Origin of the sequence: Halobacillus kuroshimensis DSM 18393 (assembly GCF_000425705.1) — a bacterium.
Classification (GTDB): Bacteria; Bacillota; Bacilli; order Bacillales; family Halobacillaceae; genus Halobacillus; species Halobacillus kuroshimensis.
Window position 1 is genome coordinate 215,212 of sequence record NZ_AUDY01000009.1, and the last position, 21,888, is coordinate 237,099.

The 21,888-nt window shown below is 42.1% G+C and carries 17 protein-coding genes; 15 read left to right on the plus strand and 2 right to left on the minus strand.

Annotated features, from left to right (window positions below; genetic code table 11):
- The first annotated feature begins 23 nt into the window (after window positions 1–23).
- The 8 genes from H615_RS0109100 to H615_RS21115 all read left to right on the plus strand — a co-directional run bounded on the left by H615_RS0109100 (window position 24) and on the right by H615_RS21115 (window position 10,775).
- On the plus strand, window positions 24–1,286 hold the full coding sequence (locus H615_RS0109100; protein WP_027954860.1) for an O-antigen ligase family protein: 1,263 nt from the start codon (window positions 24–26) through the stop codon (window positions 1,284–1,286).
- Window positions 1,280–2,449: a glycosyltransferase family 4 protein gene (locus H615_RS0109105; RefSeq protein WP_027954861.1), complete on the plus strand. Its 1,170-nt coding sequence runs from the start codon at window positions 1,280–1,282 to the stop codon at window positions 2,447–2,449. The genes H615_RS0109100 and H615_RS0109105 overlap by 7 nt, the downstream gene beginning before the upstream one ends.
- A 130-nt stretch (window positions 2,450–2,579) precedes the next feature.
- Window positions 2,580–3,845 (plus strand): lipopolysaccharide biosynthesis protein, encoded by a 1,266-nt coding sequence (locus tag H615_RS0109110; RefSeq protein WP_035531768.1) that lies wholly within the window; start codon window positions 2,580–2,582, stop codon window positions 3,843–3,845.
- A 244-nt stretch (window positions 3,846–4,089) separates the two neighbouring features.
- Window positions 4,090–5,460, plus strand: a complete 1,371-nt coding sequence (locus tag H615_RS0109115) for a UDP-glucose dehydrogenase family protein (protein ID WP_027954863.1) — start codon at window positions 4,090–4,092, stop codon at window positions 5,458–5,460.
- The gene (locus H615_RS0109120) at window positions 5,441–6,484 is read left to right on the plus strand and encodes a GDP-mannose 4,6-dehydratase (RefSeq protein ID WP_027954864.1); all 1,044 of its coding nucleotides are present in this window, start codon (window positions 5,441–5,443) and stop codon (window positions 6,482–6,484) included. The genes H615_RS0109115 and H615_RS0109120 overlap by 20 nt, the downstream gene beginning before the upstream one ends.
- A gap of 156 nt (window positions 6,485–6,640) precedes the next feature.
- Window positions 6,641–7,657: an NAD-dependent epimerase/dehydratase family protein gene (locus H615_RS0109125; protein ID WP_027954865.1), complete on the plus strand. Its 1,017-nt coding sequence runs from the start codon at window positions 6,641–6,643 to the stop codon at window positions 7,655–7,657.
- Window positions 7,657–8,718, plus strand: a complete 1,062-nt coding sequence (locus tag H615_RS0109130; protein WP_027954866.1) for a dihydrodipicolinate synthase family protein — start codon at window positions 7,657–7,659, stop codon at window positions 8,716–8,718. The genes H615_RS0109125 and H615_RS0109130 overlap by 1 nt, the downstream gene beginning before the upstream one ends.
- Window positions 8,718–10,775 carry an alginate lyase family protein gene (locus H615_RS21115; RefSeq protein ID WP_051254645.1) on the plus strand — a complete coding sequence of 686 codons (2,058 nt, stop codon included), beginning with the start codon at window positions 8,718–8,720 and terminating at the stop codon, window positions 10,773–10,775. Before H615_RS0109130 ends, H615_RS21115 begins: the two co-directional genes overlap by 1 nt.
- 186 nt (window positions 10,776–10,961) lie before the next feature.
- Here H615_RS21115 and H615_RS0109140 read toward each other — a convergent pair whose 3' ends face one another.
- Both H615_RS0109140 and H615_RS0109145 read right to left on the minus strand, forming a co-directional pair.
- Window positions 10,962–12,017, minus strand: coding sequence for a response regulator transcription factor (locus H615_RS0109140; protein ID WP_027954867.1), 1,056 nt, complete (start codon window positions 12,015–12,017; stop codon window positions 10,962–10,964).
- A gap of 2 nt (window positions 12,018–12,019) precedes the next feature.
- Entirely contained in the window at window positions 12,020–13,849 is a 1,830-nt protein-coding gene (locus H615_RS0109145; protein ID WP_027954868.1) for a cache domain-containing sensor histidine kinase, read from the minus strand.
- Between the two features lie 147 nt (window positions 13,850–13,996).
- Here H615_RS0109145 and H615_RS0109150 point away from each other — a divergent pair, with 147 nt between their 5' ends.
- Genes H615_RS0109150 through H615_RS21130 form a run of 7 tightly spaced genes read left to right on the plus strand, consistent with a single transcriptional unit; the run spans window position 13,997 to window position 21,849 of the window.
- Entirely contained in the window at window positions 13,997–15,331 is a 1,335-nt protein-coding gene (locus tag H615_RS0109150; RefSeq protein ID WP_027954869.1) for an ABC transporter substrate-binding protein, read from the plus strand.
- A gap of 21 nt (window positions 15,332–15,352) precedes the next feature.
- The gene (locus tag H615_RS21120) at window positions 15,353–16,366 is read left to right on the plus strand and encodes a carbohydrate ABC transporter permease (RefSeq protein WP_211225368.1); all 1,014 of its coding nucleotides are present in this window, start codon (window positions 15,353–15,355) and stop codon (window positions 16,364–16,366) included.
- A 20-nt stretch (window positions 16,367–16,386) separates the two neighbouring features.
- Window positions 16,387–17,214, plus strand: a complete 828-nt coding sequence (locus H615_RS0109160; RefSeq protein WP_027954870.1) for a carbohydrate ABC transporter permease — start codon at window positions 16,387–16,389, stop codon at window positions 17,212–17,214.
- Window positions 17,215–17,251: 37 nt separating this feature from the next.
- The gene (locus tag H615_RS0109165; protein WP_027954871.1) at window positions 17,252–18,166 is read left to right on the plus strand and encodes a helix-turn-helix domain-containing protein; all 915 of its coding nucleotides are present in this window, start codon (window positions 17,252–17,254) and stop codon (window positions 18,164–18,166) included.
- Window positions 18,167–18,194: 28 nt separating this feature from the next.
- A complete protein-coding gene (locus tag H615_RS0109170) occupies window positions 18,195–18,971 on the plus strand; it encodes a sugar phosphate isomerase/epimerase family protein (protein WP_027954872.1) in 777 nt (258 codons plus the stop codon).
- Between the two features lie 5 nt (window positions 18,972–18,976).
- Entirely contained in the window at window positions 18,977–19,975 is a 999-nt protein-coding gene (locus H615_RS21125; RefSeq protein ID WP_035531866.1) for a Gfo/Idh/MocA family protein, read from the plus strand.
- Complete coding sequence (locus H615_RS21130; protein WP_051254647.1) at window positions 19,972–21,849, plus strand: beta-N-acetylhexosaminidase; 1,878 nt, start codon at window positions 19,972–19,974, stop codon at window positions 21,847–21,849. The genes H615_RS21125 and H615_RS21130 overlap by 4 nt, the downstream gene beginning before the upstream one ends.
- Window positions 21,850–21,888: the final 39 nt, after the last annotated feature.

Sequence of the window (21,888 nt, forward strand, 5' to 3'; positions counted from 1 at the left end):
AAAATAATAAGGATCGATAACTTATGAGATCTCTAGGTAACAAAATAAGTGTAGAAAACATAGCGGATGTATTATTTTGTCTGTTTTTGGTGATGTCTTTTCTTTCAGAACGTTCAATCCTTGGACGCTCTACGATGTTTTTATTTATCGGTATATGTTTATTCTTAATCGTTTTAAGAGGTAGCATAGCCAAACTTCCTTTTTATTTTGTGTTAGAAATAATTTTTATTGGGTATTGCATATTTCAGGTTCTAAGTGATATATCAGTAGATCAAAGTGCCTCCATAGATATGATTTATACGCTATCTATATGTACATTAGTATACATTATGTTATATAATTATGCGATTTTAAAAAACAATTTTAAACATATGTTAAAACTATTTTTCTTGTCTTATTTTGGGGCAATTGTTATTAATTTGATTATTGATGCAGGAACTCTGTTTGAAAGTAGGAGTGGTACCGGAATAGAAATAGGTGGAGTCCAAATAGGAGGAGTTACACCAATCAGCGTTGGATGGATGGCAGGTATTTGTATGGTGTTGGCAACTATTGTATATAAGAAAGATAAAAAAAAGTTTTGGCTAGTATTTGTTTTGTTGTTACTTGCGCTTTTATCGGCTGGTACTAGAAAAGCTTTTCTATTTGTTCCAATAGCCATGTTAGGTTGGTTTTATTTTAATAAACGTTCTAAAAATATTTTAAAATTATTCTCTTATATAATTATTGTAACAATATTATGTATTATCGGCTACTACATAACTATTAGTAATCCAACTCTATATTCAATTGTGGGTTATCGTTTTGAGAGTGTTGTGATATATATAACTAGTGATAAAGGTAATATTGATGACGCTTCAATGCTAACAAGGTTATCTTTAATTGAAACAGCAAAGTTTGCTTTGTCAGAAAGACCATTTGCTGGATGGGGACTAGATAATTTCCGTTATATTTTTAACAGTGGTGGATATTATTCACATAGTAACTTTTTTGAAATCCTTGTTAGCGGTGGATGGATTGGTTTTGTTATTTATTATATGAAATATCTATATGTAATGTTCTCTCTATGGTTTTGCCGAAGATATGCAGACAATCAAGCTAAAAATCGGATTAATATTTTACTATTATTAACAATAGTCATGATCGTATTAGAATATTGGCAAGTAACTTACTATACTAGAAAATTTATGATGGTGTGGGTCTTGATTTTGATATATGTACAGAGTGTTAGAACTTCTGAAAAGTCAATGCAAATACCAATTGAGTATAGGAGGAATCCATGTTGAGAATTTTATATGTTGCCCCAAGATATCACACTAATCAAATCCCAATTGCAGAAGGATTAATAAATAATGGATATTATGTTCGTTTTCTTGTTATGTATAAAGGAGTAACTGAAAATTATGAAGCATTAAAACCTGATATATTAAAACCCACTTTTAAGATTAAAGCTTTATATTATATGATTCTCAAACGCAAGGGGAAGGTATATGCTGAAAATTGGATGCTTCGTAATTATAAGCCAGGATATATTCAAGTTTTAAGATATTTGATAAACCTCAAGCCGGATATTGTGATAATTCGTGAAAGGTCTAGGCAATCAAGAATTGTGTATATGTGTTGTAAATTATTGGGGATAAATAAAGTGATTTTATATAACCAAAAACCAATAAATGTTTACGAATGGAAGGGGAAAAGGTTTAAGGAACTGTTATCTAAATTTGCATTTCCTCAAGTCAGATATTCTCCAGTAAAATATATTAATTTACTGAGCGACTCAACCCAATCATATCCATCTCATGAGAATCACCACGCATATTTCGCGCCATTTGTACAAGAAGCAAATGTTTTAGAAGGAGAGAAACAATATGGTACAGGTGGAATTATTCGTGTTTTAGATGTGGGAAAATATCGTAATTATAAAAATCATAAAATTTTAGTAGAGGCAGTTTCTTTAATGAAAGAAAAAGAGAACTTTCACGTAACTATTATTGGGCAAGTATCAAATAAGGATGAACAAGATTATTTCGATAACCTTGCTAGTATGATTAAAGATAAGAATTTACAAGATACTTTTACACTATTGAAAAATATACCATATCGACAAATGGTACCATTATACAAAGAACATGATATTTTTGTTCTACCGAGTAAAAAAGAAGTTGCTAGTATATCTGTTCTTGAGGCCATGGCGAATGGTCTATGCACTATTAGCACAGACAATAACGGAACAGCATTTTATGTGTCAGAGGGAAATGCAGGTCTAACTTTTGATAATAATAGTGCTCAAGACCTTGCGAATAAATTGACATATTTAGTGAACAACCCTGAATCAATAAGATTTTATGGGGGGAATGCCATTAAACACATTCAAGATAACTGCGGGTTTAATAATTATCTTGAAAGTTTAAAGCATATTGTAAAAACGGAGTTTGAATATAATTTATAAGTTACTCATGATTGACAATAACAATAATAAGATTAAGGGATAAATTTAGAAAGACTGAATAGATTAGAATTCAGTTAGATAAAAGAATATTTCGAGTTAAAAATATAATTATGGGTGGATTAATAACGAAATGAAGTTAGGTGAATTTGGAAAAAATATTTTCATGCTTGCAGGCGGTACAGCCTTTGCACAAGTTTTGAGTTTTCTTCTAATACCAATAATAACAAGAATTTACTCCCCTGAAGAATATGGAATACTCGCTGTTTACGTTTCAGTTTTGGGTTTAATAAGTATATTGGGTTCAATGAACTACGAATTAGCAATTCCTATAGCAGAGAATGAAAAAAAAGCTATAAATGTACTGGGATTAAGTTTAATTATTTTATCTATATCCTTTGTTTTATTAGTTGTATTGGTTATTTTTGTTGGTGATCCTATCTTAATAATGTTAAATAACGAAACTCTTATAGATTATAAACTCCTAATACCAATAGGATTTTTTTTACTAGGAGTATATAATATTTTAAAACAATGGGCTATTAGAAGAAAAGCATTTAAAGGAATTACAAAAACCAAATATATTCAGGCTATATTACAAAATATTACTACAATAGGGTTAGGAACCCTTGGCGTAGGAGGGATTGGCCTTTTATTAGGAAAAATGGTTGGACAAAGTTCAGGTATATCCACCTTAATGAGTCCATTATTAAGAAGAGAAAAAGAGTTATTTAATAAAATTAAAAAAAGGTATTTATTATGGGCTGCTAAGCGTTATAATAAATTCCCCCTATATACAACACCTAGAAGATATCTGGGAGATATAACAATTGTACTCCCTGTATTATTTATTACTTCTATATATGGATCAGAAGAAGTTGGTCTATTTGGTTTGGCAAATAGTGTGGTTCAAATACCGATGACTTTAATTGGGGCCTCTGTTAGTGATGTGTATTATGCAGAGTCTGCAAAGTTAAGGGGAACTAACCCAGCTAAACTAAAAAAACTTTCACACAAGCTATTGAGAAATCTAATTTTCATCGGAATAATTCCACTAATTTTGCTCGTTCTTTTTGGCCCCTATCTATTTTCTTTTGTATTTGGAAACCAATGGAGTGAGGCAGGAGTTTACGCAAGTTTATTATCACTTTCAGTTTTTTCAAGATTAGTATTTAAACCAATTAGTAACATCTTTGATGTTTTTGAAAAGCAAAGAATAGCGCTTTTATTAAATATATTTAGACTAGTTAGTGTTTTAATTGTTTTCGGAATAACAAAATATATGGCTTTAAACCCTTATTGGGCAATTGGTTTATATAGTGCATCGATGTCTCTAGTATACTTTACTCAATATTTATTAGCTCAAAAAATATTAGACTCAGCTATAAAAAGGTTTTAGGAAAATTCAACGATTTCAGTATTGAAAATTTCTAATTGAATATTGGGCAATGGGTTAAATGTTCCATAATAGATTTTCTAATACAAAATTCAATTAATAAACTAATGTTGTCTTTTTACATTTATAAGATATTTGTAGTGTTACGCTTCACACGTATAAGTATTGAAATCTTTAGTTGCTTACCGTTCACACCATTGGTTATAAGTGGTATATATGTAAATAGGAAAATTTAGGAGGCAGTAAAATGCATAAGATAGCAGTAGCAGGAACAGGGTACGTTGGTTTAGTCGCAGGAGTTTGTTTCGCAGAAATGGGTCATCAGGTAACATGTGTAGACATTGACAAAGATAAAGTGAAATTAATGGAGTCTGGAGTGTCTCCGATCTATGAAGAAGGATTGCAAGAACTAATGCAAAAAAATTATGCGGAAGGTCGCATCCAGTATACGACCGATTATAAATCTGCATACAAAGATGCAGATGCAGTCTTTCTTGGAGTAGGGACACCAGAAAAGCCTGATGGATCTGCAGATTTATCATACATAGCTACAGTCGCTAGACAAGTCGCTGAATCCGTAGAAAAAGATTGCTTGGTTGTTGTTAAATCCACGGTACCGGTAGGAACGAACGACAAAGTTGAACAATTCATTCAAGATTTTCTGGTTAACGATGTAAATGTAGAGGTTGCATCCAACCCTGAATTCCTAGCTCAAGGCTCTGCTGTTCATGATACACTTCATGCAGAGAGAATTATCCTAGGCACGGAAACAGAATGGGCTGAGAACGTTCTTAAAGAAATCTATAAGCCTTTCAATCTTCCAATTGTATCTGTTAATCGAAGATCGGCAGAGATGATCAAGTATGCATCGAATGATTTCTTAGCTTTGAAAATCTCTTATATGAATGATATAGCTAACCTTTGTGAACTAGTGGGAGCAGACATTCAAGATGTAGCAAAAGGGATGAGCTATGATGAACGTATAGGTTCTAAGTTCTTAAACGCTGGAATTGGTTTTGGAGGTTCCTGTTTCCCTAAAGATACACAAGCCCTTGACTATTTGGCTCAACAGAATGGTTATGAGCTCAAAACGGTAAAAGCTGCTATTGATATTAATAAAGAACAAAAAACGGTGCTTTACAAGAAAGCGAGCAATCGCCTTATTACATTTAATGGATTGAAAGTTGCGGTGCTGGGATTGACCTTCAAACCAGGCACGGATGATTTGCGCGAAGCACCTTCACTTGAAAATGTTCCTCTTCTATTGGAACAAGGAGCCGACATTTTTGCTTTCGACCCAGTAGGAGCAGAAAACTTTGCAAAAGTGTTCCCAGAAGGTAAAAACGGAAAAGGTACAATCACTTATGTAGAAAACGTGGAGGAAGCTCTGAAGGATGCGAATGTTTGCTTTGTCTTTACAGAGTGGGGAGACGTAAAAGCGTTAACTCCAGAACAATATAAGAATCTAATGAGAACTTCTTTAGTATATGATGGACGTAACGTCTATGATGTGAAAGAAATGAAGGGTGCTGGAGTAGAGTATCACTCCATCGGACGTGAACCAGGGCAAAGAGAGTTGTCTGCAAAGGAGCGTAATCATGAGCTACAAACCACTTGATACGAATAAAACCTATTTAGTTACCGGTGCAGCGGGATTCGTTGGCTATTACCTTTCTAAGCAATTGCTGGAGCAAGGCTGTAGAGTAATTGGCGTGGATAACATTAACGATTACTATGATGTTAACCTTAAACACACTCGTCTTGAGTCATTAGACCCTTTTGAAAAGTTTACGTTCATTAAAGAGGATATTTCTAATAAAGACGCATTAGAGAATATTTTCATAGAGCACAAACCGCAGATTGTAGTGAACTTAGCAGCCCAAGCAGGGGTACGGTATTCTATTGAAAATCCAGATGCTTATATCCAAAGTAATATGATTGGTTTCTACAATATCTTAGAAGCCTGCCGTCATTATCCGGTCGATCACTTAGTGTATGCATCTTCGAGTTCTGTGTATGGTGCCAATAAGAAAGTGCCTTTTGAAGAATCAGATTTTGTTGATAATCCTGTATCTCTATATGCATCAACGAAAAAGTCTAATGAACTAATGGCTCATACATACAGCCATTTGTATGATATACCTGCAACAGGTCTTCGTTTCTTTACCGTTTACGGCCCTATGGGACGACCGGACATGGCTTATTTCGGCTTTACGGATAAATTCTTCGCCGGAGAACCAATTAAGATTTTCAACAATGGCGACTTTGAAAATGATTTATATCGTGACTTCACCTATATTGACGATATCGTTATTGGTATTGAGCGTCTATTAAGCAATGAACCTGGTAAGGAAGAGGGAGCTCCACATAAAGTCTTCAACATTGGTAACAACAGCCCTGAAAAGTTAATGACGTTCATCCACTCTTTGGAAACTGCTTTAAGTAATGCACTTGGTCAAAAGATAGAGTTTATTAAAGAATATGAACCTATAAAACCAGGTGATGTCCCAGCGACCTACGCATCAACCGAACAACTCCAAAAAGCTGTAGGTTTTAAGCCAGAGACTACCATCCAAGCTGGCTTGCAGCGATTCGCTGATTGGTATGTTAAATACTATGAAAAAAAGATAACGGTTAAGTAATGAAGTAATCCCCCTCATTTTGAATGAGGGGGATTTTTATGACGCCCCAGGGCTTCTTCATTGAATAAAAAGGGACATATTTAAGTCGTTGTTTTAACACATGCGGTTATCTAAACTTTCTTATAAGAGGAGTAACTATTATGAGGAGGTTTCAATGTGGAAACGATAGAAGAACTCGAATCAGTCCTGTGTACGCCATCAGAAGCGTTAGTGGGAGATATAACGAAAATTGAGGGAGATGTGTTGATTTTAGGGGTAGGCGGAAAAATGGGACCGACGTTAGCGAAACTTGCTAAAAATGCAATGGACCAGGCCCAAGTGCAGAAAAAGGTGATAGGAGTTTCCAGGTTTTCTAATGAAACATTGCAAGCAGAGCTGCATGAACATGGGATTGAGACCATCGCTGCGGATTTATTGAAAGAGGAAGAACTTCAGGCCTTACCTGAGACAGAAAATGTCATATATATGGCAGGGAACAAATTCGGGACCACTGGGAATGAACATTTCACGTGGGCGATGAATGCTTATTTACCTGGGAGAGTGGCGGAAAAGTTCAAGAATTCCAGGATCGTGTCTTTTTCTACGGGGAATGTGTACCCTCAGACTTCGGTCGGTCATGGCGGGGCGTCGGAGGAGCATGCTGCGGGACCGGTCGGCGAGTATGGCCAATCCGCTCTGGGACGGGAGCGTGTGTTCACTCATTTTTCCCATAAATATGGAACACCTTTGTTACACCTGCGTCTGAATTATGCCATTGATCTGCGTTACGGTGTTTTATTGGAAGTCGCAAAGGCGGTGAATGAAGGCACTCCAATCGATTTAAATATGGGCCATGTGAATGTCATTTGGCAGGGGGATGCGAACGAGGCAGCTATTCGTTCCCTTTTACATTGTGATTCTCCTCCCGTCACCTTGAATCTTACGGGGCCGGAGACACTATCTGTCCGTTGGCTCGCGGAGAGACTTGGTGAGAAGCTCCACAGACACCCGGTTTTTGTTGGAGAGGAGCAGGAAACGGCCCTGTTGAGCAATGCTTCTCGAGCTCATGAGATTTTCGGATACCCGAACATCGGCATCCGTCAAATGCTGGATTGGACAGCAGATTGGGTGAAAGGACAGGGGCAGATGCTGGATAAACCGACTCACTTTCAAGAACGAAAGGGGCAATACTAATGGAGCAGACCTTATCATCCTCCATTCGTACGTTGCTGCATGAAGGGACGGTCATCCCGGCCCACCCGCTTGCTTTGCGCAAGGATCGTACGCTGGACGAAGAAAGACAGCGGGCTTTGACGAATTATTATATCTCATGCGGGGCAGGTGGAGTCGCGGTCGGTGTTCATACGACTCAATTCGAAATCAGGGACGAAAGCATTGATTTGTACGAAACGGTGCTGCGGTTGGCCGTTGAAGAAATCGACCAAGCAAATTTGTCCCGCTCGTTCATTAAAGTGGCAGGCGTTGTAGGAGAGGTGGAACAAGCACGGGAGGAAGCGGAAACAGCTAAAGGTTTGGGGTATGACCTTGCGCTTGTAAGCATGGGAGGGCTTTCCCATTTAAATGAAGAAGAGCATTTAGAAAGAGTCAAGGCCGTTGCAGAAATCATGCCGGTCTTTGGTTTTTACCTGCAGCCCGCCGTCGGTGGACGTGTCTTCTCTTATAAATTCTGGTGTGCTTTTGCCGATATTCCGGGGGTGTGTGCCATTAAACTTGCTCCCTTTGACCGATATCAAACCATTGATGTAGTAAGGGCCGTGTGCCATTCGAAAAGAAGGGATGACATTGCTTTGTACACAGGGAATGATGACCATATTGTGGATGATCTTCTGACGACTTTTCGATTTTCAGTCGATGGAAAAGTGGTAGCAAAATCGATTGTCGGCGGGCTGCTTGGGCAGTGGGCGGTGTGGACCTCTAAAGCGGTCACGCTGCTTGAGCAAGCAAAAGAAGCGAAACAGCAAGGGCTCGTTCCTGCTGAGTTGTTAACGGCAGGTGTGGAACTGACGGATGCGAATGCAGCTATTTTTGATGCGGCGAATGGCTTCAAAGGAAGTATCGCAGGGATCAATGAAATTTTGAGGCGTCAAGGCTTATTGCGGGAACGCATTTGTCTGATGGAACACGAGCAGCTCAGTCCGGGGCAGGAAAAAGAAATTGATCGGATTTATGAAAACTACCCACATTTACATGATGATGCATTTGTAAGAAATCACATTCAATCAGGGGTTTTATAATGCCGACAGATGAAAAACGAAACCATCCATCCACAGATGTACGACGATTTTTTTATTCGCGTGAAGACCGCAATGAAATCAGGGATCTGACTCTCCAATACTGGAAAGGAGAAGCAGATGAAGTAATCGAACGGGCTCGTCTTGCCAGTGAAAACACGTTTGTATTTACTCACCGTTGGGACATGGAGCGCTGTGAAACACCGGTCACTTTCCCGAATGAAATCGATTGGACGTTCCAGTTTCAGGATGATTTTGAGTGGACGGTGAACTTGAACCGCGCGCGCTTCATGGCAGAACTCGGGCAGGCCTACTGGTTAACCGGAGAGGAGGGCTTTGCGAGTCATTACATCCGGCTGATGAAAGACTGGATCCGTCAGAACCCATTGACAGAAGAAGAAATACTCGAAAGTCGGCCCCGTCATTATAATGTCAAGGATACTTGGAGGAAGCTCGATAGCGGCATCCGGATCTGTAACTGGATCAAAGGGTATTTCTGTGTCAGGGAGTCTGAGGAGTGGGGGGGAGCGCAAGAAAAGCTGTTTGAGGAGGCGCTTGCTCTTCATGGGAAATATTTGAGTATCGCCTATACGGCTCATGATCAACAGAGCAACTGGGGATTTTTAGAGACGAATGGCTTGTTTCAAATCGCTTTGTTATTTCCACAGCTAGAAGGTTCAGATCAATGGATGCAGCTGGCTGTGGAGAGAATGGCTGCGATGTGTCATCTTCAAGTTTTTGAAGATGGGATGCACAATGAACAAAGTCCGATGTATCATCATGAAGTCCTGCACTGTTTATTTGAAACGGTCCTGTTGGCCGGAAAGAATCAACGGTCCATTCCGGACATCATGGAGGATGCGTTGAACCGAATGTTCACAGCTTCGCTTTCTTTTGTGAAGCCGAGTGGTTATCAGCCGATGACGAGTGACAGTGATCATACGGACATCAGAGATGTTTTGAGCCGCGGTTCCCTGTTGTATGAAAGGGTGGATTTAAAGCATCAGGGGTATGATGTCCTGGATTATGAAGGCATTTGGTATTACGGGAAAAAAGGCTTTGATGTGTATGAGAGACTGGAAGCAGCTGAACCCGATTTCCAGTCGACCCATCTGGAGCAAAGTGGATACAGTATCATGCGGAGCGGATGGTCTCCGGACAACCATTACCTCCTTTTTGATGGTGGTCATATGGACATTATCAGAGCCCACGGCCACGATGATTTTCTCCATTTCGATTTAATTGTTCATGGATTGGATATGATCATTGATCCAGGGCGGTACACGTACAAGGAGGATGAATATCGGCAGTATTTCAAGGAGTCTTTCCAGCACAACACGTGCAGTGTGGATGGACGCTCGATTTCCACTTATCTAGATTCATGGCACTGGGAAGATGTCGCCCAGCCTGTGGACAGCTTTTGGAGAGGGAATAAGGAATTCGATTACGTCCAGAGTGGTCACAATGGATATTTGAGGCTCGAAGACCCTGTTCAGGTCAAGCGGCAGATACTGTTCGTCAAGCCTCATTATTGGGTGCTGGTCGATACGTTCAAGTCCAAGCATGTCCATGAATTTGCACAGCACTTCCATTTCGCTGAACATACCAGCCTTCACTATGACTCTTCCAAACGTAGGATTCAAATCCATGGGGGAGAGGGAGGGCATTTGGACATGACCTATCTTCAGGGTGTCTCGATGACTCAAGAAGACTGCTGGATTTCCAGAGACTACAACCAAAAATCGAAGTCTATGAAAATGGTGAATCGGCAGAAAGGGAGCGGACAGACGACGTTCGCAGCCATCCTGAACCCCTATCGTGATGAGGAAAACCCAGACATGGAGATCCTTGAATTGGACGTTTATAACACTCGTTCAGAGAAGATGTCGAAGGATGAGGTGACAGCCTTTGAAGTAAAAAGGGGAGAAGAAAGCGAGGTCCTGTTATTCTCCCATGATGGGCCGAAGAGCTTTCAATTTGCCGGTACACAAATGACTGGAGATGTGCTCTTGGTTAAGCGCAGTAGTGATGCCGAGGATCAATTGATCGTTAAAGTCTAGAAAACTTCTCTTCTTTACGTTCTTATAAAAAGGAATCCTTTCGCCTCCTGCAGGGTTTCGTGTAAACTTTCAGGAACTTGCAGATCATCTACATCTTTACCACAGGAGGCGTTTCATTTCCGGACCGCTTGAGGGGTAGCTGAACGGTTTGAAAAGCTTGGATTTTCCCGCTGCGAAACAGGATTTTCAACTGATTCCTTTTCTTTTTCTGTATTGGGTCGGTGTCATTCCCAACTGTTTTTTGAAAGTCTTCGTGAAGTGAGGATAGTCGCTATAACCTAGATCTTCAGCGATTTCATAGGTTTTATATAAAGGATTATTGAGCAGTTCTTTTGCTTTCTCTATTTTTAAATTCGTCAGGTACTGCTTGAAGCTCACACCGACTTCTGATTTGAATTCCATACTGAAATACGAGGAAGACATATGGATCGTATCCGCCACTTCACTTAACGTGAGGTTCTTTTCTGTGAAATTCGCTTCAATATATCGAACAGCCGTCCGAATGCTGTTTCGATGGCCGATGTTCCGGAAGGATTTGATTTCCTCTAGAACAGCGTGGCACAAACGATTCAGTTCGGCCGTCATTTCTATCCTTTCCCGTGAAAAATCGACATCAGTGAACAACGGATGAGAATGAAAAGGTGAATGATGAACCTCCAGTTCCCCCTGTAAGTACACCGTTAAATCTGAGTACATCCCCCGCATCACGTCTGGATGGACCTGTAAGTGATTCAACTTCTCTGATAGCTCCTCTGTTGCCTGGAAGACTTGATCCTCCTCCAGCAACCAAAGGTGTTCACCAAGACTTTCTGCGTACGATTTGATCATAAGCAAGCATTCGCTTCGCTGTTTGGAAGACGTGTGATCATTTTCCAGCTGCCGGTAAACCTTCCTTAACGAAGATAAAAATTGATCCGGCTTGATCGGTTTAAGCAGGAAATCGACCACCCCATAACGAATCGCTGTCTGCGCATATTCGAATTCGTCATATCCGGAGATGATGATGAATTTCGTATGCGGGTTTCTTTCCTTCACCTTTTTGATAAAATTCAACCCATTCATCTTCGGCATACGAATATCCGTAATAACCAGGTCTGGATTGGCTTCCTCCTGCAATTGCAGCGCTTCGCACCCATCCTTCGCTTCTCCAACGATTTCAAATCCTGTGTCATTCGCACGGATCAACGCAGCGATGCTTCTTTTAATCAACTTCTCATCATCTACAGTAATCGCTTGATACATGGTCAAGCCTCCTTCTTCGTTTCATGAGTCAGATAGGGCAGGGTGATGACGATAACCGTCCCTTTCTCATTGGATCGCTCAATAGTTAAACCATACGGTTGTCCAAACGTCGCGTGCAGACGTCTGTGGACATTATTCATACCGATTCTCTTCGTCGTCTTCTTCTCATCCAAGGTTTCATTGGTAAGGAAAGCCTGATTGTAGGTGTCTTTCGTTGACCGGTCCATTCCACTCCCATGATCTACAATATACAAGGAGTAACCGTGTTCATTTCTTTTCCCGTAAATGCCAATGAAAGAGGGAGCTGATCCGTGATCTTCATACCCATGGATGAAAGCATTCTCCACAATTGGCTGTAAAGTGATGCGTGCAGCCAGGACCTCTTTCATGTCCTCCTCTTTGAAATCATACACGACGTTTAAGTCTTCGAAGCGCTCTTGTTGAATATCAAGATACGACTGAATCTGCTGGATTTCCTCCTTCAGGGTGACGACTTTCTTGGAATTGCTGACATTATATCTGAACATGTCTGCTAAAGAGGTCGTCATCCGACTGATCATCCACTGATTTTCAATAATGGCATGGGAGTTGATGAGTTCAAGTGTGTTGTAAAGAAAGTGCGGGTTGATCTGTGATTGCATCGCTCTCAGCTCCGATTCCCTGTTTTTGATTTCCAGTTCCTTTTCCTTCAACTTCGAGTGGTGGACCTCTTCAATCAGTCGATTAAGCTCGTCTGTCATGTTGTAAAAGCTGTCATACAGGTCACTGACTTCGTCATTACGATAAAAACGGAGAGGTTTGATTTTATTAAATTTCAATCGCCCGGATTGCGCTTTTTTCATAAGCTTCTGCAGGTTGATCAATGAATAGGTCAAAGAGAAGGAGAAGCCTCCGACAAACAGTAAGGCTACACCGATGAGCGCAAGGCCGATCCATATGGTAAGGTTCCTGAAACTCATCAAATTGGTCATGACAGCCTGCATCGGGACATTGGCAATCATCGTCCAGTTGGACTGATCGGATCGATTCATGACCATGAGGGTCCGTTTGTCTTCGATTTGGTTGATCAGGAAATTCTGGCTTTCCGTCTGATTCTCTTCATAATCAAAGGTTTGGTTAAGTTCTGTCTGATCAGGATGGAAAATGATTTTATGATTTTCATTGACAATCCAGACACGGTTGAAGTGGCTTTCGGTGACTTCATTGATAATGTTATCGATTTGATTGAGGCGCAGATTGATGATGAGTAAACCGGAAGTCTCGAAGGTTTGAACATCGTAGACTTTGCGGACGACGGTTAATACAGGTGTATCATGGATGAAGTCGATATTCATGATCTGATAAGCGTCCAACTGTTCGGTTTGTTCCAGAAGTTCCTGATTTCTATTTCGGATCCGGTCCATATTCAGGAAGTGATTGACTTGGCTGTAATTGTTGATCTGCATTCCGAATTTGTTGATGAGGGAAATACCAAAAATATCCGACCTTCCTTCTAAAATACTGGAAAAGGCCTCTTCTTTAATGTCCTTATCCAATGTAAACCGTTCATAACGGCTGGTGGAACCGGGGGATAAATCCAAGTATCTTTGAATTGGTGACATGGAAACGATTGGTGCGGTGGACTGTTCTAAGTCATTCAAGTAAAAGTCCAAGTATTCATTCGTTTGAGCCAGAAGGTGCTGGCTGTTTTGGACCGCGTTATTTTCAATCGTTTTCGTTGATTTTCCATACCAGAAGAAACCGAGGATCAGCAGGGGAATACATACAAACACAAGAATGATCATAAAAAGCTTCGTGTGAATCGAGTTCTTTTTCAACAGTGAAAAATTCATGCTTCACCTCCTCCTGGTTAATATTCTGAATATTTATAATTTTATTGAAAAAAACACAAACTTTCAAATGGAATGACATTTTTATTTTTTATCAATCGCTTTAGAATAGTGGTTGTAAGCGATAACAAGAGTAAAGGGGGAAACAAGATGGCAGGCAAGTGGTTGAAGATTTCTGTCCTTATTATGGCTTTTGTGTTCATTCTAACAGGATGCTCGGATGAATCAGGTGGTGAAGCCGGTGCGAATTCTGATCAAACGGAAATCACGTTAGGATTTTATTCCTCAGGCAGTGCGGATGAGAAAATGAATGAACTAATCGAGAAGTTTGAGGCGGAACACCCCGACATCAAGGTCAACACGCAGAATGCTCCGTATCAACAGTTCTTTCAAAAGCTGGATACTCAAATTGCAGGAGGAACCGCACCTGATGTCTGGTTGTCTGACGGGGTGTTCGTACAGAAATATGCAGAACGTGGAGCAGCGAAGGACCTGACGGAGTGGATCAATGAAGATTTAAACAAAGATGAATACTATGGTTTGGATTTCAATAAAGACTCAGATGGAAAGTATTGGGGCGTCCCTCAAGGAATACAGATCGGTGCCCTTTTCTACAACAAAGACATGTTCGATCAAGCGGGTGTTGATTATCCAGACGAAAACTGGACGTGGGAAGACCTGAAAGAAGCCGGTGCCAAGTTGACGATGGATACGGAGGGTAAAAAAGCAGATGATGCTTCGTTCAAACCGGATAGTGTGAAGCAGTATGGTTTAACGTTCTTCAATATTACAGAAGGCTGGATGCCTGTGATGAAGTCTTATGGTGGAGGCGTACTCGGGGAAGATTTACGGAACTCGATTGTTGATTCGGAAGAGAACAAGGAAGCGGTCAACTATATCGTCGATGGAATGGAACGTGGAATTTTCACAGACCCTTCCGACCTTCAGGCATTTCAAAGTCCGATGTCTCCATTCCCTAGTGAAACAGCAGCGATGCGGATCGGGATTTATGCAAGGACGCTCGCCGCTAATGAAACAGGTGTGAATTATGATGTAACGGTGCTTCCGAAGGGTCCTGATGGAGAGAGGTTCTCACCGACCATCGCTAACTCATGGGTTATCAGTGATAGTGCGTCCGATGAAAAAGCGAAAGCGGCATGGGAATGGGTGAAGTATTGGGTCCAGGAAGATGAAGTGCAAAAAGAATGGGCGGCTTTAGGTGAAGCGGTGCCTGTGAAGAAATCTGTCGCGAACTCTGACCTGTTCTTAGGATCCGGGGACAAACCAGCCAATAAGCAGGCATTCCTGGACAGCTTTGAGCATGCGGGTACGTTGGACGTCAATGCGGTTTGGTCGGAATGGGTGAAGAAGTTCGGTGACAACATCAACCGAGCCTTTCTTAATGAAACGAGTGTAGAGGAAGCGCTGGAAAACGCAGACGAGGAAGTTCAGAAAGTATTGGATGAATTTTACGAAAACCAATAGAGAAGAAAGTGTGTGGCTGATATGAGCGATAACTTAAAACCGAAGGATCACTTCCCTGAGCAGCAAGGGGAGAAAAAACAAAAGAAATCCAAGTTAACATTAGCCAAGCAGAAGAAACCTAAATCACCGAAGAAGAAGTGGTTGACGGATGAGGGGAAATGGGGGCTTTTCATGATTTCCCCCTACCTCATTCAGTTCATCGTCTTTATTGCCTTTACGTTAATTGCATCGTTATACTTCAGTTTTTCCAGGTACGATATGCTGAACGCTCCGCAATGGATCGGACTTGATAATTATGACAAATTAATCAACGATCCGGTTTTCTGGAAGTCGTTATGGAACACCCTTTACTTTACCATCCTGTTTGTTCCGACACAGACGATCCTCGCTTTGATTTTAGCTGCGGCTTTGAATCAAAGTCTGAAAGGATTGAAGCTTTACAGGATGGCTCATTTCATTCCTGTCATTTCTTCCTGGACGGTCGTGTTGTATGTGGCGGATGCCATCTTCAACCCCCGTTTTGGATTGGCCAATGACTTGTTATTGAAACTGGGAATGGAGCCGCAGCAATGGTTGAACGATGAAGCCCTTGTCATTCCGGTGTTGGTCACCGTCGCTGTTTGGAAAGGAATCGGCTATATGATGATTATTTTCCTGGCCGGGCTGCAGAACGTTCCGGAAGATCTTTACGAAGCAGCAGATATCGAAGGGGCAGGCGTACTGCAGAAGTTCAGGCATGTAACGGTCCCCTTGATTTCTGGTACGACGTTCCTCGTTCTTGTCCTGAGTACCATCACGACTTTCCAAGCGTTTGAACAAATCTATGTCATGACAGGGAACTCCGGAGACATTACGGCAGCAGGTGGTCCGAATAATGCAAGTATGGTACTTATGCTTTACTTGTTCCAGCAAGGGTTTGCCTTCTTGAAGATGGGTTATGCCTCGGCCATTGCCTGGGTGCTGTTCCTTATTTTATTCGCCATTACGCTCGTTCAAGTGAAACTGCAGAACAAGTGGGTGCACTATGAGAAATAGAGGATCTAGAGGTGTTATCTATGAAAAATCCCAATAGGAAAAGGAAGATTATCAGTTATCTAATCATTACGTTCAGTGCGCTGATCATGCTGACACCTTTTGTGGCAGCGGCCTTGAACTCTTTAAAATCCTACACGCAATATACAGCGATACCGGTTGAATGGATTCCCAATCCTTTTAAATGGGAGAACTATATAGAAGTCTGGCGAATGACGGATTTCGCTCAATACGGGTGGAACAGTCTGGTTGTGACGTTGTTGTCTGTCCTTGGTGCATTATTCTCCTGTTCCATGGTTGCGTATGCGTTTGCCCGTCTGGAATTTCCTTTTAAAAATTCTTTGTTCGTCATGGTGCTCGGTACCTTGATGATCCCACCAGTAGTTATGATTATCCCGCAATTTATCATCTTTAGGAATATGGGTTTTTTAGATACGCTCGTTCCCTTATGGATTTTAGAATGGCTGGCTCAGCCCTTCGGGGTATTCCTGATGAGGCAGGCGTTCCTATCGATTCCTAAGAGTTATGAGGAGGCCGCGAAGTTGGATGGATGTTCTCCGTTCCAGACCTATTGGAGGATCTTCCTGCCGATGTGTAAGCCACAGTTAGCGACACTGACGATTTTTACCTTCATGACCAAATGGAACGAAATCATGGCCCCTGTGATTTACCTATCTTCAGAAGAGAAGTTCACGCTGCCCATCGGAGTGCTGTCGATGTCCGGCGCCTGGTTCGGTAAGGAGCAGTACTTGGTGGCCGCGGCATTGATGACATTGATCCCTATCCTGATTGTCTTCTTGTTCACAGAGAAGTTCTTTGTCCGCGGGGCCAGTTCATCAGGTCTGAAATAATAGCTTGACGATTCCCGTTCATAGGATGTGACTTCATATGAAAAAAAGGTTGTTGTTTGTCGGACAAAAAGAGGTTTGGAATAAAGTAGAGCGAGTAGCTGAAGAATTTCCTCTTCTCACGGTGACCCCTCTTTTGAAAGAGTCAGATAGAGATCCAAGTTTGGAGAGTCTCTCTTTATCTACCTTTGATGCTGTTCTGACTCCCATGTTTGAAAGTGAGAACCTGAAGAGGAAGTTCCCTGAAATAACGTTCCATGAACTGACTTGCTCTCCAATAGCTCTGAATGCTGCCTTGACCAAGTGTCTGTTCAGCCAAAGCCGGGTTTCAGAAGGGAAGTGGAGCGTTGACTATAGGAGTAAAGAAGAAATCCGTATGCAGGTTATGGAGGAAAACCTGCCGCTTGAGAACCTGGAAATCTTTGAACATAGGAAAGAGATGAAGGTGAACGATATCATCACCCATCATAAGCGTGGTTTGGAAAATCAACATATCACAAGTATCATTACCACTCATCCTCGCGTCTTCCAAGCTTTTCAGACGATGTGTGAGGAAACCCATTTGATCACGCCAACCCACTCCTGCATCCGGAGAGAAATACAAAAACTTGTCGACCGATGGAGTTGTCTGGCACCATCGTTTCCTTACAGACTGGAAGGTCAACAGTCACTGAAACACATGAAAAATATAGGCATCAGTGGAGCGACCATCTATCGTCTGATCGGGTTATGCCGTGCATTAGGCCGAGATAAAATGACAGCCGCGGAATTAGCGAAGGGGTTCTCCATCACCTTGAGAAGTGCACGCCGGATCCTTACGACACTGGAAAGCCACAGTCTCGCCAAAATCATCGGAGAAGAGCAGTCCGGAGGAAGAGGGCGTCCGAGATATATCTATCAAGTGGATTTATCTTCGTTTGAAGAAGGACTGACTTCCCTGTCTGCCCTGGGCTGAATGGATTGTTAATGAAAGGAAGTGTACGATGAGTCGATTTTTAATGAATACCGTCCTCTTCGAAAGAAATCGCTGGGAGGCAGGTCGCAACCCCTCCCTTCGCGTCAGTGAGTGGATGGGAAGGATGAAGGCCGATGGTTTTGATGGGATTGAATTATGGGAGAACCATGCATTGAAAAGCTCTAACGAAGAAGTAAGAGCTCTCATAAATCACTCATTACCGGTTGAAATCTATAATTCTTATGTCGGTTTTGATGACGATCAGGACAAAGAAAGAGCGGAAGCTGCAGCCATGATTGACCGGTTACATTCGAAGCAAGTGAAGTTCAACTTTGGAGATTCGGAAGCCTCGCTGGATGCGTATATTCGTAATCTTAAAGATTGGAAGAAACAAATCCCTGAATATTGCGAACTGTTATGTGAGTGTCACCCAGGGACGGTCATGGAAGATCCCAGAACTGCACGGGAGGTTCTTGAACAACTCGCACCAATGGACGTCAGAGCGGTCATCCATCCATTTCATGTCCAGGTGGACCTGAATAAATGGTTCGATCATTTAGGAGGAAAAATCACTCATGCTCATGTGAGTCTCTTTAAAAACCATGTGTTTCATGCCCTGGAAGAAGAACCTCATTTCATCCAGGAACGTCTTCAAATTCTAAAAGATGAAGAGTATCGAGGGAGCTTCTCTATGGAATTCACCAAAGGAGTAGCTGAAGCGGACGATACGAAGAAGGATATTTATGGGAATGCAGTAAAAGATTTCTCATACTTAAGGAAACAACTACAAAAACAGGAGGTGTAAAGGTGATGTTAAACGTCGGAGTCATCGGAGGAGGACTAATTGCTAAAGAACACCTGCAAGCTATTCAATCCCTGGACGAACTTCAAGCAGTGGCTTTAGCGGAGATAGACTCTTCCAAAAGAGATGCTTTAGCTGAAGAGTTCAGGCTGAATGGTTATACCGATTACAAACAAATGATCCATGAAACCACACCGGATATTGTCATCATCACCCTTCCTCACCACTTACATAAGGAGGCGGCGCTGTTCTCTGCCCAGCAAGGCTGTCACCTTCTGCTGGAAAAACCGATGGCCCTGAACTCTAAAGATTGTGAGGAGGTTCTGGCAGCAGCAACTGAGCACAACGTACAGTTGCTGGTCGGACATATTCAGCACTATTTTCAAGAAAACAAGAGAGCGAAGCGGGTGATCCATGAGCTTAAGCTGGGAGAATTGGTATTCATCAATGAGAAGCGTCATCTCAACTACTTTACAGCTGACCGGCCGGAATGGTTTCTGGATCCGGATTGCTCCGGGGGTGGCATCATCATGAACATCGGAGCTCATTGCATTGATAAGATTCAATGGGTGGTGAATGAGCCGTTTACGAAAGTTACCGCCAACTTGTCGTATACGTCACCAGGGATTGAGGGAGCTGGATTGCTTCACATGGAGACAGAATCAGGGATTCCCGTCAGCGTTTCAATATCAGGTTATAACCCGGTCCCTAAGCAGCTCACGGAATTTGTCTTCACAAACGGGATGATGAAAGTGGAGATAGGAAAAGGGGTGTGGGTGAGTAAAGGTGGAAAGTATGAACAAGTGTATGCCTCTAATCTGGACCACCCTTTTCAAGAGCAATTAACCGAGTTGGTGAATGGGATCACAGGGAAAGCTCCTATTGAAAATACGGGGGTGTACGGCAAGTCTATCATTCAAGTCATTGAATCCATCTACCAATCGGATCAGGAATCAAGGGCTGTACGGGTATCTCATTCGTACCAAGGGAAGGGGGAACTTTTGTGAACGTAAGGATGGAAGGGGATAGTGGAGAATTTCAAGCAGCCCTGGAGGAGCTTGCAGAAATTTATGGCTGCTCACTCAACAAAGAGGGTGGCTTGCGGATTCAGGTGAAACGGTGGGAGCATAAGAACCTGAAGGTCACCTTGAATGAAGAGGAAGGAGCTATTTTTTTCAATCAGCCGATTCATTTCTTCAGGGCGTTGGGATTATTGTTGAAAAAAGCAGCTCACACCTCTACTTTCACTATGGAGGAAACCCCACAGTTCACCATGAACGGAATCATGCTCGACTGTTCCAGGAATGGTGTCATGAAGCCGGACCAAATCAAAACGATCATCCGGATCATGGCCGTTATGGGGTTGAATATGCTGATGCTTTATATGGAAGATACATACGAAATCAAAGAGCAGCCGTACTTTGGTTATAGGCGGGGGCGTTACAGTCAGGAAGAACTGAAGGAATTGGACGATTATGCAGATCAATTCGGGATTGAATTGATTCCGAGCATTCAGACTCTTGCTCACCTGTCGACCTTCTTACAGTGGGACGGGAATGAGGCATTGAAAGATACATCCGATATTCTGCTTACAGGGGCAGAAGAAACTTATGAATTGATTGAGCAGATGATTTCCTCCGTGATGCAGTCATTCAGGACGAAACGAATCCATATCGGTATGGATGAGGCGCACTTGTTAGGGCGAGGACAATATTGGAAGAAGCACGGATACCGTCCAAGCTTTGAGATCATGAACGATCATCTGAAGGAAGTCTTGCAAATCACCCGGAACAAAGGGCTTGATCCGATGATATGGAGTGACATGTACTTCCGGATGGCTTCTGACAAAGGACACTATTACGATTTGGATGCCCGGATTCCGGATGAGGTCATTCAAGAGATGCCTAAAGATCTTCAGTACGTCTACTGGGATTACTATCATGAGGATGAGGAGTTTTACAGAGCATTCATGCAAAAGCATCAATCGTTCGGGACGAAACCATTATTTGCTGGAGGGATCTGGACTTGGAACGGTGTTTCGATTCATTATCCAAAAACATTCCGTGTCATCGAGTCTTCCTACAGGGCTTGTAAAAAAGAAGGCATACAAGAAGTATTCTCCACCCTGTGGGGGGATAACGGAGCGGAAACCAACCCTTTTCAAAGTCTTTTGGGACTGCAGCTGATTGCTGAACATGGCTATGATGAAGAGCCGGATAGGAAGAAGGTTAGGGAACGATTTGCTTTCTGCACAGGAGCAGATATGGAAGCTTTTCTAAAAATAGGAGAGCTGGATCAACCTCCAGAGTATGAGGAGGGGGAGTTGGAGCCTGCTAATCCATCCAAATACTTGTTATGGCAGGACCCATTCGTCGGTTTGTTTGATAAACAAACGGAAGGCCGGCCTTTGAACACTTATTACGGAGACCTCCATCGTCAGTTGGAGGGTGCTAAGAAAAAGGTGGGGATCTGGAGTTGGATTCTGGAGGTTCCCAGTCAAATGTGTGCGGTCTTAAGCCTGAAAAGCGAACTCAACCGTCAGTTGAAGGCCGCTTATGAGGAAAAAGATCATCAAACCCTGCAACATATGAAAGAACAACTTCTGCCCAGTCTATTACAAGAGGTGGAGCGGCTAAGAGATATGCATTACGAACAGTGGATGAAAGTGAATAAGCCTTTTGGATGGGAAGTTCTGGACATTCGATATGGAGGGTTAATGGCGAGACTTCGGACAGCAGTACGAAAGCTCTCAGACTATTTGGAAGGTCACACTCCAGATCTTCCTGAACTCGAAGAAGCAAGGCTTCCTTTTTCATCGCGGAAAAACGGGTATGTCAGGTGCAATGATTATCGTAACATCGCATCGGCGAACCCGCTTTAATAGATCACAGAGGAGGGTGTGATAGTCAAGGTTGGCAAC